Source organism: Cellulophaga sp. F20128, assembly GCF_023015805.1.
Lineage (GTDB): Bacteria > Bacteroidota > Bacteroidia > Flavobacteriales > Flavobacteriaceae > Cellulophaga.
Genome location: NZ_JALKBA010000010.1, coordinates 90222 through 105524, shown reverse-complemented (window position 1 = coordinate 105524; position 15303 = coordinate 90222). Strand labels below are relative to the sequence as shown.

The 15303-nt window shown below is 34.9% G+C and carries 14 protein-coding genes; 11 read left to right on the top strand and 3 right to left on the bottom strand.

Annotated elements, in window-relative coordinates:
* The first annotated feature begins 48 nt into the window (after nt 1-48).
* Nucleotides 49-2034, top strand: a complete 1986-nt coding sequence (gene uvrB, locus MWU65_RS11310) for an excinuclease ABC subunit UvrB (protein WP_247078029.1) — start codon at nt 49-51, stop codon at nt 2032-2034.
* Between the two features lie 100 nt (nt 2035-2134).
* Here the strand turns inward: uvrB and MWU65_RS11305 are convergent, their stop codons facing one another.
* Nucleotides 2135-2560, bottom strand: coding sequence for an Hsp20/alpha crystallin family protein (locus MWU65_RS11305; RefSeq protein WP_247078028.1), 426 nt, complete (start codon nt 2558-2560; stop codon nt 2135-2137).
* Nucleotides 2561-2771: 211 nt separating this feature from the next.
* Nucleotides 2772-3200, bottom strand: a complete 429-nt coding sequence (locus tag MWU65_RS11300; RefSeq protein ID WP_247078027.1) for a TerB family tellurite resistance protein — start codon at nt 3198-3200, stop codon at nt 2772-2774.
* 111 nt (nt 3201-3311) lie between these two features.
* On the opposite strand from MWU65_RS11300, the gene MWU65_RS11295 reads away from it, so the two are divergent.
* The gene (locus tag MWU65_RS11295) at nt 3312-3686 is read left to right on the top strand and encodes a DUF1456 family protein (protein WP_247078026.1); all 375 of its coding nucleotides are present in this window, start codon (nt 3312-3314) and stop codon (nt 3684-3686) included.
* A gap of 70 nt (nt 3687-3756) precedes the next feature.
* Here MWU65_RS11295 and sucC read toward each other — a convergent pair whose 3' ends face one another.
* A complete protein-coding gene (gene sucC / locus MWU65_RS11290; RefSeq protein ID WP_247078025.1) occupies nt 3757-4947 on the bottom strand; it encodes an ADP-forming succinate--CoA ligase subunit beta in 1191 nt (396 codons plus the stop codon).
* Between the two features lie 320 nt (nt 4948-5267).
* On the opposite strand from sucC, the gene lysA reads away from it, so the two are divergent.
* The 9 genes from lysA to MWU65_RS11245 all read left to right on the top strand — a co-directional run bounded on the left by lysA (nt 5268) and on the right by MWU65_RS11245 (nt 15229).
* On the top strand, nt 5268-6509 hold the full coding sequence (lysA, locus tag MWU65_RS11285; protein ID WP_247078023.1) for a diaminopimelate decarboxylase: 1242 nt from the start codon (nt 5268-5270) through the stop codon (nt 6507-6509).
* Between the two features lie 75 nt (nt 6510-6584).
* The gene (locus MWU65_RS11280) at nt 6585-7097 is read left to right on the top strand and encodes a DUF255 domain-containing protein (RefSeq protein ID WP_247078021.1); all 513 of its coding nucleotides are present in this window, start codon (nt 6585-6587) and stop codon (nt 7095-7097) included.
* Between the two features lie 832 nt (nt 7098-7929).
* On the top strand, nt 7930-8115 hold the full coding sequence (locus MWU65_RS11275; protein WP_247078020.1) for a hypothetical protein: 186 nt from the start codon (nt 7930-7932) through the stop codon (nt 8113-8115).
* A 611-nt stretch (nt 8116-8726) separates the two neighbouring features.
* Nucleotides 8727-9602 (top strand): alpha/beta hydrolase, encoded by an 876-nt coding sequence (locus tag MWU65_RS11270; protein WP_247078019.1) that lies wholly within the window; start codon nt 8727-8729, stop codon nt 9600-9602.
* The gene (locus MWU65_RS11265) at nt 9592-10086 is read left to right on the top strand and encodes an RNA polymerase sigma factor (RefSeq protein WP_247078018.1); all 495 of its coding nucleotides are present in this window, start codon (nt 9592-9594) and stop codon (nt 10084-10086) included. Before MWU65_RS11270 ends, MWU65_RS11265 begins: the two co-directional genes overlap by 11 nt.
* A gap of 2 nt (nt 10087-10088) precedes the next feature.
* Nucleotides 10089-10667: a hypothetical protein gene (locus tag MWU65_RS11260; protein ID WP_247078017.1), complete on the top strand. Its 579-nt coding sequence runs from the start codon at nt 10089-10091 to the stop codon at nt 10665-10667.
* A 166-nt stretch (nt 10668-10833) separates the two neighbouring features.
* Nucleotides 10834-11598: a type I methionyl aminopeptidase gene (gene map / locus MWU65_RS11255; protein WP_247078016.1), complete on the top strand. Its 765-nt coding sequence runs from the start codon at nt 10834-10836 to the stop codon at nt 11596-11598.
* Nucleotides 11599-11769: 171 nt separating this feature from the next.
* Complete coding sequence (locus MWU65_RS11250) at nt 11770-13515, top strand: FAD/NAD(P)-binding protein (RefSeq protein ID WP_247078015.1); 1746 nt, start codon at nt 11770-11772, stop codon at nt 13513-13515.
* Between the two features lie 835 nt (nt 13516-14350).
* Entirely contained in the window at nt 14351-15229 is an 879-nt protein-coding gene (locus tag MWU65_RS11245; protein WP_247078014.1) for an alpha/beta hydrolase, read from the top strand.
* Nucleotides 15230-15303 lie beyond the last annotated feature (74 nt).

The following is a 15303-nucleotide window of genomic DNA, read 5'->3' as shown; positions in this document are numbered from 1 at the left end:
CCCATTTTATTTGGTTGCTTTTTCTATGGTATTTAGTACTTTTAAACCATGAAATTTAAAGTGGTATCCGATTTTAAACCTACGGGAGACCAACCGCAGGCTATTACAGAATTGATCAAAGGAATTAACGAAGGTGACAAGCACCAAACCCTTTTGGGTGTTACTGGTTCTGGAAAAACTTTTACCGTTGCCAATGTGGTGGAACAACTACAAAAACCAACGCTAGTATTGGCCCACAATAAAACCTTGGCCGCTCAACTTTACTCTGAATTTAAGCAGTTTTTTCCTGAGAATGCGGTGGAGTATTTTGTGTCGTACTATGATTATTACCAACCCGAAGCTTATATACCTACCACTGGAACTTTTATAGAAAAAGATTTATCGATTAATGAAGACATAGAAAAATTACGTTTAAGCGCTACCTCTTCCCTACTCTCTGGCCGAAGGGATGTATTGGTAGTGGCTTCGGTTTCTTGTTTGTACGGTATAGGAAACCCAGTGGAATTTCAAAAAAATGTAATTACCATCAACAAAGACCAGGTCATTTCTAGAACTAAATTATTACACCAACTGGTACAGAGTTTATATTCGAGAACTACGGCCGACTTTAGAAATGGGAATTTTAGGGTAAAGGGAGATGTGGTTGATGTTTTTCCGAGTTATGCAGACCACGCTTTTAGAATTCATTTTTTTGGGGATGAAATTGAGGAAATTGAGGCTTTTGACCCCTTACACAATAAGGTACTGGAAAAATACGAAACGTTGAATATCTATCCTGCCAATATGTTTGTAACCTCCCCGGACATTCTACAAAATGCCATTCATGCCATACAGGCAGATATGGTGAAGCAGGTAGATTATTTTAAAGAAATAGGAAAACATCTAGAAGCCAAACGCCTTGAAGAACGGACTAGTTTTGATTTGGAAATGATACGTGAATTGGGGTATTGTTCGGGTATTGAAAACTACTCTAGGTATTTGGATGGTAGGGAACCTGGGACACGACCTTTTTGTTTGTTGGACTATTTTCCGGATGACTACTTAATGGTGATTGATGAAAGCCATGTAACCATACCACAGGTACACGCCATGTATGGAGGTGATAGGAGTAGAAAGGAAAACCTAGTGGAATACGGATTTAGACTTCCGGCGGCGATGGACAACAGGCCCCTAAAGTTTGAAGAGTTTGAAGCAATACAAAACCAAGTGATTCACGTGAGTGCTACCCCGGCGGATTATGAACTACAACTCAGTGGCGGGGTATTTGTAGAGCAAGTGATACGCCCTACGGGCTTGTTGGATCCCATTATAGAGGTACGCCCAAGCCTAAACCAAATAGATGATTTGGTAGAAGAAATGCACTTGCGAATTGAAAAAGACGAACGGGTATTGGTTACCACTTTAACGAAACGTATGGCCGAAGAATTGGCCAAATACTTAGACCGAATTAGTATTCGCTGTAGATATATACACAGTGATGTAGATACCTTGGAACGAGTGGAAATTATGCAAGACCTTAGAAAGGGTATTTTTGATGTGCTTATTGGGGTTAACCTTTTGCGTGAAGGTTTGGATTTACCGGAAGTTTCTTTGGTAGCTATTTTAGACGCCGATAAAGAAGGGTTTTTAAGAAGTGCCCGTTCTTTGACGCAGACGGTAGGTAGAGCCGCCAGAAACCTGAATGGTAGGGCCATAATGTATGCGGATAAAGTTACTGCAAGCATGCAGAAAACAATGGATGAAACCAACTATAGGCGCGAACGGCAAATAGCTTACAATACCAAACACAATATGACTCCCAAAGCGCTGAATAAAAGTTTGGACAGCGTACTTTCTAAAAACTCGGTCTCTACCTATCATTTTGAAAAAGAGGAAGTACGTGCAGCGGAACCCGATCTCAACTATTTGACCCTAGAGCAAAAGGAAAAAATGGTACGTGAAAAGAGAAAAGCCATGGAAAAAGCCGCCAAGGAATTGGACTTTATACAGGCCGCTAAATTAAGAGATGAAATAAAACGCCTGCAAGAGAAATAAAAAATGCCCAGAGAGATAACCCCCTGGACACTTTACAAACCAACCAACTTAATCAATCATCATCTTGCGTAATGATGCAAAACAATTTCTTATATTCGTTTTAAGCAATTTCCAATACCCTTTTTGGTTTTGGTAATGCTTCTTCTTTTTTAGGAAGTGTAAACCTTAGAATTCCGTTTTCATACTGAACACTAATTGCTTCTACACTCACAGCATCTGGTAAACTAAAAGTTCTTTTAAAACTTTTTAGTTTAAACTCGCGTACAGAATACTTGCTTTGCGCTTCTGTATTTAAAATTTCATCCGCTACAGCGACAGTTAATATGCTTTTATCTATCTCTATATTGAATTGGTCTTTACTTCTACCAGGAACTAACATTTCTAAGGTAAAATCTTTTTCACCCTCTTTAATATTTACTGGCGGATAAGAAACCCGTTGAGATTCTAAACCTCCGTACCAATCTGCATTAAAAATTTCATTTAATAAAGATGGAAAACTTGCGTTGTTATTTTTTACTATACTCATAATTACTAATGTTTGAATTAAACTTCTATTCTTTGGTATAGCAATAGTCAAATGCTGTACCAACTCAATATACATGACGTATTGGCGTGTTTCAGCAAAAGATAAGTGACAAAATGGCGTTTATTTTGATTTTAGCCATCAAAAAGTGATCATAAGGTTGTGTCTTACAAGCTACGTATTGCAATTAGTGTACTAGAAGGAAAAGGAAGTATTAGTTGTATTGCGCCATAAGGGTGCTTTCTACCACAGCAAAAGGCACATCTTTATTGGGATAGTTGTGCATTAGGGATAGTACTTGTTGTATGGCTACAGGCGATAGCCCCATAGCTACGCCAATATGATGCAACCTATTAAGTGCTACTATGGATTGTTTGTGGTCTACCTTAAATAATTGAACAAGGGTATACAAGTGTTGTATACAATCTGATTGCGTTCTAGGTTTTGTTTTTTCAATTTCAACATCAAAAAGCGATTCATAAATAATTGTATCCACGCCTAAATCTGTGGCTGCCTCTTGTAAAAAGTCGTATTCACATTCGAGCAACCCATTTACTTTGGCAAAATCGATTAAATCTACTAAAATACTTAACTTCTTTAAATAAACAGTTTGTTGACGCATATCCAATGAATTGATATGCAATATAATTCATTTTAAAACGGGCTAAAGTATATATTTTTAAAACTGTATAACTGTATCATGTTTATGTATCAATGGTATATTTATAGTAACTTTGTAATAAATTATAAGATAATGACCAACAACGATATAATAAAAAAATTGAGGGTAGCATTAATGTTACGTGATGATGATATTGTGGAAATTTTAAAATTGGTAGATTTTAAGATCTCTACGAGTGAATTGGGTGCTTTTTTTAGAAAAGAAGATCACCCTAAGTATATGGAATGCGGGGACCAAGTGCTGCGTAATTTTTTAAATGGCTTAGTTATTCATTTAAGAGGTACCAAAGAAAATCCAAAAACACCTGCTGAAGCCTTTGCCAAGACTGCTCCTAAGAAGAAAATTTACACGGCCAACAAGCCAAAACCACCGTATAAGGACAGGGTTAAGCCAAAGAGCAAAACTCCAGATCTTAGTTATGTGAAGTATAAGAATAAAAAGAAGTAGTTTGGTTATTCAAATAAAAAAAGGGACAGCAATTCATTGCTGTCCCTTTTTTATATATGGTTGTTTGAGCTTAAGCCAAAACTTGTTTTACCTTATCTGCAGCTTCTTGGAATTGCACAGCTGATTGTACATCCAATCCTGAGTTATCTATTAATTCCTTTGCAATATCTGCATTGGTCCCTTGCAAACGTACAATTATTGGTACATTTATGGTTCCCATGTTCTTATAGGCATCAATTACCCCTTGTGCAACACGATCACAACGTACAATACCACCAAAAATATTAATTAAAATAGCCTTTACTTCAGGGTCTTTTAAAATAATTTTAAAGGCCGCTTCTACACGAGCTGCATCTGCAGTACCACCAACATCTAAAAAGTTAGCTGGCTCACCACCTGCTTGCTTAATTAAATCCATTGTTGCCATTGCTAGTCCAGCCCCGTTTACCATACAGCCAACGTTACCTTCTAAGTCTACATAGTTTAACCCCAATGCTCCCGCTTCTACCTCAATTGGATTTTCTTCACGCAAATCGCGCATTTCTGCATATTGCTTTCTTCTGTACAACGCATTATCATCTATAGATACTTTAGCATCTACAGCCATAATTTTATTGTCTGATGTTTTTAAAACCGGATTAATTTCAAACATACTAGAATCGCTCTCAACATAAGCCGTATATAAAGCAGCAACAAATTTTGTCATTTCTTTAAAAGCAGTTCCTGACAACCCTAGGTTAAATGCAATCTTACGCGCTTGAAAAGCTAACAAACCAGTTCCTGGGTCTATTTCTTCCGTATAGATAAGATGTGGTGTTTTTTCCGCCACTTCTTCGATATCCATTCCACCTTCTGTAGAATACATAATCATGTTTCTTCCTGTACTTCTGTTTAATAATACAGACATGTAGAATTCTGATGTTTCTGTTTCTCCAGGATAATACACATCCTCAGCTACCAAAACTTGATGTACTTTTTTACCAGCTGCAGAAGTTTGCGGTGTAATTAGGTTCATTCCAATAATTGAACCTGCAATTTCTTCTACTTCATTCAAGTTTTTGGCCAATTTTACGCCTCCACCTTTTCCTCTACCACCTGCGTGTACTTGTGCCTTTATTACGTGCCACCCAGTTCCAGTTTCTACTGTAAGTTGTTTGGCAGCAGCAACAGCTTCTTTTGCATTATGTGCAACAATTCCGCGTTGAATACGGACTCCAAAGCTTGCTAAAATCTCTTTTCCTTGATATTCGTGAAGGTTCATATATAATGGTATATTTTGTTCTGGCACAAAAATAAGAAACCAAGGTCATTTTCACTAATTAATTTTAAATTAGCTGTATATAATAATAGGATTCCGCTTTAAAATGCAAAATAGTAGGTCGCTTAGCACTACAAAACCCAAGATGCTACTTATTTTAGGAATATACCTTAGGTTCTGGCTGCCTATTTTGAGGAATTGAATTCAGAATTAGAATATAATTTGTTTCAAATGTAACAATTTGTTATTTTTAAATATTTTCGTTCCGTTATTTTTGTTGAAACGAACTAAGAATATTAGTTTTGTATAAAAATTAGAGAACTATGCAAGCATCCGATTTATTACAAATTGCAAAAACATACGGCGATCCTGTTTATGTTTATGATTCGGAAAAAATAATTTCCCAGTATCAAAGACTAACCAATGCTTTTAAGGGAGTTAAAAAGTTACAATTAAATTATGCTGCTAAGGCATTGTCTAATATCACCATATTACGTTTAATGAATTCTTTGGGGAGCGGTTTAGACACGGTTTCTATCCAAGAGGTAGAACTAGGCCTTTTGGCGGGTTTTAAACCAGAAAATATAATTTTCACACCCAATGGGGTTTCCTTGGAGGAGATAGAGAAAGCGGCAGCTTTAGGAGTGCGGATCAATATTGACAATTTATCAGTATTGGAACAATTTGGTGGGAAACACCCTGATATTCCTGTTTGTATACGTATTAATCCGCATGTAATGGCGGGTGGGAATTCTAATATTTCTGTGGGTCATATTGATTCTAAATTTGGAATTAGCATCCATCAGATTCCGCATTTACTACGTATAGTAGATCTAACCAAAATGAATATTAATGGGATTCACATGCACACGGGCAGCGATATTTTAGATATTGATGTTTTCTTGTATGCTTCAGAAATATTGTTTGAGACTGCTAAAAACTTTAGAAATTTAGATTTTATAGATTTTGGAAGCGGCTTTAAAGTGCCGTACAAAGACGGAGACATTGAAACCAATATTGAGGAATTAGGGAAGAAATTAAGCACTAAATTCAATACTTTTTGTAAAGAATACGGGAAAGAACTAACCTTAGCCTTTGAACCGGGGAAATTTTTAGTGAGTGAATCTGGCTTCTTTTTAGCCAAAGTTAATGTGGTAAAACAAACTACCTCTACGGTTTTTGCTAGTATCGATTCTGGCTTTAACCACCTGATACGACCAATGTTATACGGTTCTTCACATAAAATAAAAAACATTTCTAATCCTAAAGGCAGGGAGCGTTATTACTCTGTTGTGGGTTATATTTGTGAGACAGATACGTTTGCAAGCAACCGCAGGATTAATGAAATTTCAGAAGGCGATATTCTTTGTTTCCACAATGCAGGGGCCTATTGCTTTACAATGGCTAGCAACTACAACTCTAGATTTAGACCACCAGAAGTATTGTGGCACAACGGAAAAGCGATCTTAATCCGGGAACGCGAAACTTTTGAGGACCTTATTCGGAATCAGGTAGATGTTAAAGAATTGTTTGAAACCAAGCAAAAAGTGGCTTTGGCAAAATAAAATGATTACTTTTTCGTTAGTTTTACGTACCCATTACGTACTATTATAGTATACGTTAGGTTTATCCATTTTATTATGATTAAAAATATTCTAATTTTTTGCCTTACCCTTTGGAGTTTTAGTATAAACGCCCAGGAAGTGAATTGGTTGAGTTGGGAAGAAGCAATTGCATTGGCGAGCACCGATAAAACTCCTAAAAAAATGTTTATTGATGTCTATACAGATTGGTGTGGATGGTGTAAAAAAATGGATGCAGATACGTTTCAAAATCCTAAGGTAGCTGCCTATATGGAAAAAACGTACTATATGGTAAAGTTGGATGGTGAGCAAAAAGAGCCATTGGAATACAAGGGTAAAACCTTTAAATTTGTTGCCTCTGGCAGGCGTGGTTACCACGAATTTGCCGCTGCTTTAATGCAAGGTAAAATGAGCTATCCTACAACCATTTTCTTAGATGAGAAACAAGAAATGCTCTCTCCTGTTCCAGGCTACCAAAAACCAGAGCCCTTTTTAAAAATTGCGAAGTACTTTGGTGAGGACATTCACAAAACTAAAAAGTGGGCAGAATACGATACGGAAACGGAATAACAGCCTAGCCTTTTGGGTGAAAGGGATGGCGTACATCGCTTTCTTATTCCTTCTTTTAGAAATTTAAACCCTTGTTGAAGATTAAATAGCATCATTGCGGTTTTCAGCATATGGCTTCGACCATATAGCCTTGCCATTGGATAAGCACCTATTTCTCTATGGTCTGATCACTTCTCATTATAAAGCCATATTCATACACAAAGAGGTAGACTTCATTTTTTTATTTTTCCAATAGTGGGTAAAAACAATGGGATAAATCCCTACTCCTTTAACCGCGCTAAGCGCACTGTAACCATACCGCCTTAAGTATATTCCTTTAGCATTTTACGATTTAGTTTCAATTGGTTGTTTACGAGCATTTCACCCAAGTGAAAGCGACCTAAACGGTGCGGCAGTGGAAAGTGAGTGGATTTAAAGAAATTTAAAATCAGCCTGGCGTTTATTGGTTCGTTCTTTGGGCGTTACAAAAAATGAACAGAACACGGACTTTGGTAATGTTTATTTTATCCTTTACTAATTCACACCAATTTTTTGAGATTATTTGCAGCTAAGTACTATTCAACAGATATGTTGGTATTCATCGCGCTTCTATTGGGAATAAACCTTCTTGTAGGACTGCTCTTGTAAGTGCTAAAGAAAAAGGATATCGCGAAATTGATTTTTAGAAATGGGAAAATTTGCCCTCTTTATTGGGTTTAAAGAAGTTGATCTTTTAATTAGAACCCTAATAGAATAGCCCATTGTTAAGATAATCTTTGGATTTTAAGACAGTATTAATACAGTTCCACTTTTAAACCTGTATACTGCCTGTTAACAATTTAAACAATTATATATGAGTAAAACTTTTTTGAATACAAAGTTAAAAGGAATAACCAAAACAGTAGCTGAATTCTCCAAACAAGCCGGTCAGAGTAACAGGGAGTTCCGTGAATTTATTAAGGAACAAGTGGTGGAGCATAGAGAAGAGGGAATGGATGTATTTAAGTCCCCGAGGCCAGGAGATGACCAAAAGAAATAATAATTTCCTATCCATAATGGAAATGGGAATACATAATTAAGAACTAAAAGGCTATTTAGAGCATCTAAATGGCCTTTTAGTAATTTATACTAAAAAGCATTAAAAATGCTGTAAAATAAATACCGATAAAACGCTTACTGGAGAACAAAAAAGCGCTGATTTTTTAACTTCTAAAATTGACAGTGCCTTAGAAATTTTCGAATCTCATATTTCCAGAATAGAGGTATATTGGAATGATGAAAATGGAAAAAAGGATGGGTTTAATGATATCTCGTGTCTCTTGGAAGCCAGAATGGAAGGCAGACAACCTATTGCCGTAACAAATTAGGAAACACTGTGGATCTTGCAGTATCTAAGCTACTACCTTTTAAAAAGTAGTAGCTCTCTTAAAGTCTTAATTCTATGAAACGATATCAATTAATTTGCATCTAGCCGAACCTCTTAATCTCTTAAAAATTTACTACCTTCAAACTAGGAAACAAACATACGAGCCTAAACGTTCTGCACAAGCACTCACGAAACCCTAAAAATCGGCATAAAAAAAATAATTGAAAAAGTGTAATAAAATTACCTTTGGCTAATCTAAAGAGTAAATCATAAAAAAATTTACAATGAAAAAATTAGCAATTCTATTAGTCATCTTTTTTTATCAAACCACAACTTACTCTCAATCTGAAAAATATTCTTTCAATATTGAAATTAAAGGGCAAGGGAAACCGATAATTTTAATTCCAGGATTAGCATCTTCTGGTAAAGTATGGGAAGAAGCAACAGATACATTAGAGAACAATTTTGAATGTCATATTTTGACTTTAGCAGGATTTGCTAATCAAAGTGCAATTTCACTCGAAAAAGGTTACTTACCAATTATTGAAAACGAAATCATCAAGTATGTTCAGGATGAACTCAATGAAAAACCAATATTAATTGGACATAGTTTGGGTGGTTTTTTATCACTTTCAATTGCTAGTTCTCAACCTAAATTATTGAAAAAGATTATAATTGTTGACTCATATCCTTTTATGTCTTCGGCTTATAACCCAAATGCAACAGAAGAAAATATTCTTCCACAAGCAAAAATGATGAAAGAAATGATGCTATCAACTTCTGATAGTCTATTTATTCAACAACAAAAAATGACGATGCCTACTATGATAACTGATTCCACAAATATTCAGTTAGCGACTAAATGGTCTATACAATCAGACAGAAATACAATGGCACAAGCAATTTACGAACTTATGACAACGGACTTAAGAAATGATATTGAAAAAGTAAAAATACCTATCCTTGTATTTGGAAGTTGGTATGGAGCAAAAGATTACGGAATAACAAAAGAAACAGTTCAAGCAAACTATAAAAATCAATTTTTGAAAGCAGATAATTGTCAAATCAAAGTTGCAGAAACAGCAAAGCACTTTATAATGTGGGACGAACCTAAATGGTTTATTAATTCAGTTGAGGCATTTATAAATTATGAAGAATAAAGAACAAAAATTTAAAAAAGTCTACGAGCAATCAAAAGATAAAGTCTATCGACTTTGTTTGGGATTTATGGGAAATAAAACTGATGCTGATGATTTGTTTCAAGAAGTTCTTATAAAAGTTTGGAATAATTTAGACACGTTTAGAAATGAGAGCAATATAGATACTTGGATTTATCGAATTACAACAAACACAGCACTCTTAACTCTAAATCGAAAAACCAAATTAAACAAAAAAGAGATAGATTATCAACCCAATATTCCTCATTACGAAAGTGAGAATTTGAACTCAACTGATAAAGAACAAGAAGTAAAAAAACTCTATAAAGCCATTTCATTACTTAAAGAAATAGATAGAATAATTATAGGATTATTATTAGAGAATTGTAGTTATGACGACATTTCAAATATAACTGGATTGAAAACTTCGAATGTTGGAGTTAGAATAAATAGAATTAAAAAAACATTGAGTAAAAAACTCAAATAATTATGGAGAACGATATTACAAATTGGCAAAACCTTTGGAAAGAAGAAAAGGCGACACCTTTAGATGTAAGTAAGTTGATTACTCATTTAAACAAAATTGAAAAGAAAGGAAAGTTAGAAAGAATCATTTTACTCGTTGCTGTTCCAGTTACGATAATAGTTTTAGCAACATTACTTCCTATACTCTCAAATATATATTATTTAATATCTATCGTCCTAATTAGTTTTGGTATGATAATGATACTAATCCAATCTTATAGAAGTAAGTATAGCTTAATAAGCAATGATGCTGAATTAAATAATCATAAGTATATAAAAAACCTTATTCATAAACTAAAGCAACGAATGTTAACTACATCAAGATATATGTGGTTCTATACATTTCTATTAGCTTTAGGAATAAATATAGGCTACATTGATGTTTTACAAAAATTCAATGTATCAATAACTGTAAGGATAATTATTCACGTTGTATTCACAGTTTTAATGATTTGCGTGATGTATTATTCAATAGAAAAAAGAAAAAAAGAAAATAATAAAGGAATTTTACCATTAATTGACTTTTTAGAAAATTTGAACTGAAAAATTGCCAGTGTCTAACACTGAGTTTAATTAATTGTTTGACTGTGGGTAAAGAGTGCCTCGGAAATCCTAGCGGATTTCCTTACTGCAACGCTTTTTTGCTATCTTAGTACCAAACCCAACGAAACTATACACGAACACGTTGTAGCTAATTAAAAAAAACGAAATGTCAATAACAAAAGAATCTGAATTAATAGGGATGCAAAAAATAAGTGAAGTTGTTGGAACTACACTAAAACTAATGAGAGAATACGCAAAAGTTGGGATGTCAACTAAAGAGCTTGATGAATATGGAGGAGCAATTTTAAAGAGTTATGGCGCTAAATCTGCACCATACGAAACTTATGGATTTCCTGGTTACTCTTGTATAAGTGTAAATAAAGAAGCGGCTCACGGAATACCATCCGAGAAAAAAATACTGCAGGAAGGAGATTTAATTAATATTGATGTTTCAGCAGAACTAAATGGTTTTTGGTCTGATAATGGAGGTTCTTTTATACTTGGAAAAGACATTCATAATCACCAACCTCTTGTAGATGCTTCTAAAAACATTTTACGCAAAGCAATAGGCAATATTAAAGGCGGAGTAAAAATTTCTGAAATTGGATATTTAATAGAAACAGAAGCTAAAAAGTCAGGATTTAAAGTAATTAAAAATTTGGCTGGTCACGGAGTTGGTAGAAGTTTACACGAAGAACCTGAGAATATTTTAAATTATAGAGTTAAAAGTAACAGAGAACGATTTAAGAAAAATACAACGGTAGCAATAGAAACATTTATTTCAACAAACTCAACTGTTGCTGTCGAACTGAATGATGGTTGGACTTTAGTCGGAAACAAAGGTGGATATGTAACCCAACACGAACAAACAATACTTGTAACTGATAACTATCCAGTCATTTTAACAGAATCTAATGAAATTTGGAATTAAATAACTGGCTACAACAATGGCTATAATTCAGTCTTGCCTTTTTTAAAAGAGAAAATTTAATACTTTTAATCTGGCTCGATTCCGATCTTGAAAAATCCTAACGGATTTCCCAGACCGAAACATACGAGCCAAACCGTTGGTTGTAATTTGAGAAACGAAATACATTACAATATGAGGAAAGTTGGAATCATAGGTATTGGACCCAGAGGCGGATATGCTTTAGAAAGATTAATTGTTGAATTGGCTGAACAAAACAGTCTTATAAATATTCACATATCACTCTTTGAAACTACTGGTAATTTTGGCAATGGACAAGTCTATGATTTAGACCAAAATGCATCAAACTGGATAAATATTACTGAAAGGGTACTTGCATTAGAAGGGCGAAAAGCCATTAATACTGAAACTGTAAAAATTAAACCCTTTCCTTCGTACCACGAGTGGATTAACAAAGATTTCAGCACTCTTTCGGAAAATGAAATAGATACTTATCCCCCTCGTGCGAAATTGGGGAAATTCTTGGTCGAAAGATTCCAATCGCTTATAAAACCTCTTTTAAAAGCAAAGATTGTGTCGCTACATAAAGAGCAGGCTATAAAAATAGAGTGGATAGATTATAACCAACTTCAAATAATCACAGACTCTACTCGACATAATGCGTTTGATGAAATATTATTAACCATCGGGCATCAAAGCACAGAACTTTCTAACCAACTATTAGATTGGGATAAATATGCTAAGGACAACGAAAATACAACTCTTTTCAAATCGCCCTACCCAGTCGACAACTTCTTAAATCACAATAATCTAACCAGTAAAAGCACTATTGCAATTCGAGGCTTTGGGCTGGCTATGATCGATGTGGTAAGGGCAATAGCTGAAAAATTTGGTGGTTTTTATATCAATCAGAAAGAAAATGTTTTATGCACGTATCAAACAGAACATGCAATCAAGAATTTGTTCATTCCGTTTTCGCTAGATGGATTGCCACCTGTTCCTAAACCTTTAAATGCACGAATAGATAGTTGGTTTAAACCTTCCAAAGCCTCTATTTTGAGTTTTGAAAAGCAAATTGGCAATACACAGATTCAGAAAGATGCAGAAAGCCCTCATTTCTTACTGGCTGCCTTTGCCCCAATTGCGGCAAGTGTTTTCTCTAAATTAAAGAATGCAAACAACATCCAAAATTTATCAAAACAAGAGATTGAAAAATTAATTATGCTCTGGCTGAATGACCAAAGCATAGCCCACGCTCTTATTACACCTACTAAACAATCCGCAGAAAAAAGTATGCGCAATTTTGAAGCAATGGCAACAGGAAATGCCACCGTGAGTTTGGATTATTGCATTGGTCAAGTATGGAGGCATTGCCAGCCCACCATCTATAGAGCCTTATCATTTAATGACTGTTCAGATGAAGTTTTTGTAGAAATAATTGCATTGGATGAATCAACAAAGCGGTATTCTTACGGACCTCCTGTTGAAAGTATTCAGCAATTATTGGCATTAGCTAAAGCAGATATTTTGAATTTGAATATGATCAATGATCCTAATATTGAATTGATTACTGAAGGTTGGCAATTTGAACATTCCGGTAAATCACTTACTGCAACCATACTGATTGACTCGGTTTTAGATTCCCCTAAAATTAATGCTGTCAGGTCGCCACTAGTACAAAATATGCTTGATGATGGTCTTATAAAAGTTGTCCACGATGATTTAGGTGTCACCACCAATAAAAACGGATACTTGATTTCCAACAATAAAAATCAAAAAGTTCCCATTGCACTTCTTGGTAGATTAGCAAAAGGAACAATAATAGGTGTCGATGCCATTTTAGAGTGTTTTGGAGCCCGTCCAAGACAATGGGCGCAAAAAGCAACACAAAATCATATGGATTGGTTAAATAAAAATTAAAACGAGCAAAATATTTGAGTGTAGTTTAGAAGATATTTTACAATTTCTCGGGTCAGCAATTATCATATCTATTATTATCGTAGTTTATATTGGAATTTTAGGAAAACGCTCAACATAAGAGCTTAATAACTTCGACTGGATTGTGACTGTTTCAATAGGTTCAATAGTCGCTTCAACGGTTATATTAAAAGATGTCTCGGTAATAGAGTGAGCAATATGCCCACGGTGCGCCTCTCACACCACCCGCACATACGGGTCTCGTATACGGCGGTTCGCAATCCATCTTTTCAATTGCTCTTTACACCAATTGAAACTATTCTGTACTTTTTGAATAGTCTACAGTTTTTCTTGGGAATAGGTCACCCAAATAACGGAAATCAATGCTCCCATTGTAATTTCCAGAAGTACTTCATTCAGTCCTTCCCCACACGTGAGACCTATACAGTTTTCGTATTCTTTGGGCGTTACAATGATGTGTTTGCTTACCCGTGCAATTATGCCTCGTATACGGTTTCTGTTCGTCAGAACCGAGCTTTGTAGTCCTGCTTCCTTCAGTCCTATCCTCACGGTTAGCAACCTTGCAGCTTACTAATGGTTCAAGGCGTCACCCCTGCCCATAAGGGACTTGCACCCTCTAGATTAATGCCATATCTTAGATATGGTAAAGATGCCCATGCTGGGCACACACAAAGTGTATAATTAATTGCTTGGGCAAGTGATTATTTGGAAAATCCTACGGATTTCCCTAAGGTTCGGTTTCCTTTTGCTATTTTAGTTGCGCGAGCCACGCAACTAACCATACACAAACCGGTTAGCTACAATTAAAACCGACAATATGAAAAATTCAATTAAACTTTTAGGAATACTTATTTTCTATTTGATTAGTACTATTACCAATGCTCAAGTCAAAATGAACAATGAATTTGACACACCTTATGGAGAAAATGAAACAGTCGGGAATTATATCACAATAGATGGAGCAAAAATTTATTATGAGGAATATGGAAAAGGAGAACCATTATTACTTATTCACGGAAATAGTGGTAGTATTAAATCAATGGGTAATCAAATAGATTATTTCAAAACTAAATATAGAGTAATCATAGCTGACAATAGAGGACATGGGAAATCTGAATTAAAAACGGATTCTTTGACATATGTTCAAATTACAAGAGATTGGGAAACAATAGTTAATTACTTAAAATTAGATTCTATTAATATAATTGGATGGAGTGACGGTGGAATTATTGGATTGAAGATGGGGATTTCAGGTAAATCAAAAATCAAAAAAATTGTAGCGATGGGAGCTAATTTGAGACCAGATTCTACAGCTGTTAACTCTTGGGCAGTGAATCACGCTTTGAAATCCAAAAAAATGGTTGAATTAAAAATTCAGGAGGACGATACTACTCAAAATTGGAACTCACAAAAACAACGTCTCGGACTTTTGGGCGACCAGCCAAATATCCCAATTCAAGACTTATCAAAAATAAAAGCAAAAGTTTTAATAATGGCTGGCGATGAAGATATAATTATAACTAAACATAGTTTAGAAATATATGAAAATATTCCCAAAGCTCAATTATGCATAATGCCTGGAGAAACACATTTTACACCTGCATCAAACCCTGAATTATTTAATGCAATTACGAATAAATTTTTATCAGAACCTTTTAATAGACCTGATTCAGATTTTACAAAATGGAAGAAATAACTGTAGCTAACACGTATATAAAAAATAGCAGTTAAGTGCAAACTATTAAGTTTGTGCTTTTCTACTGTTTTTAT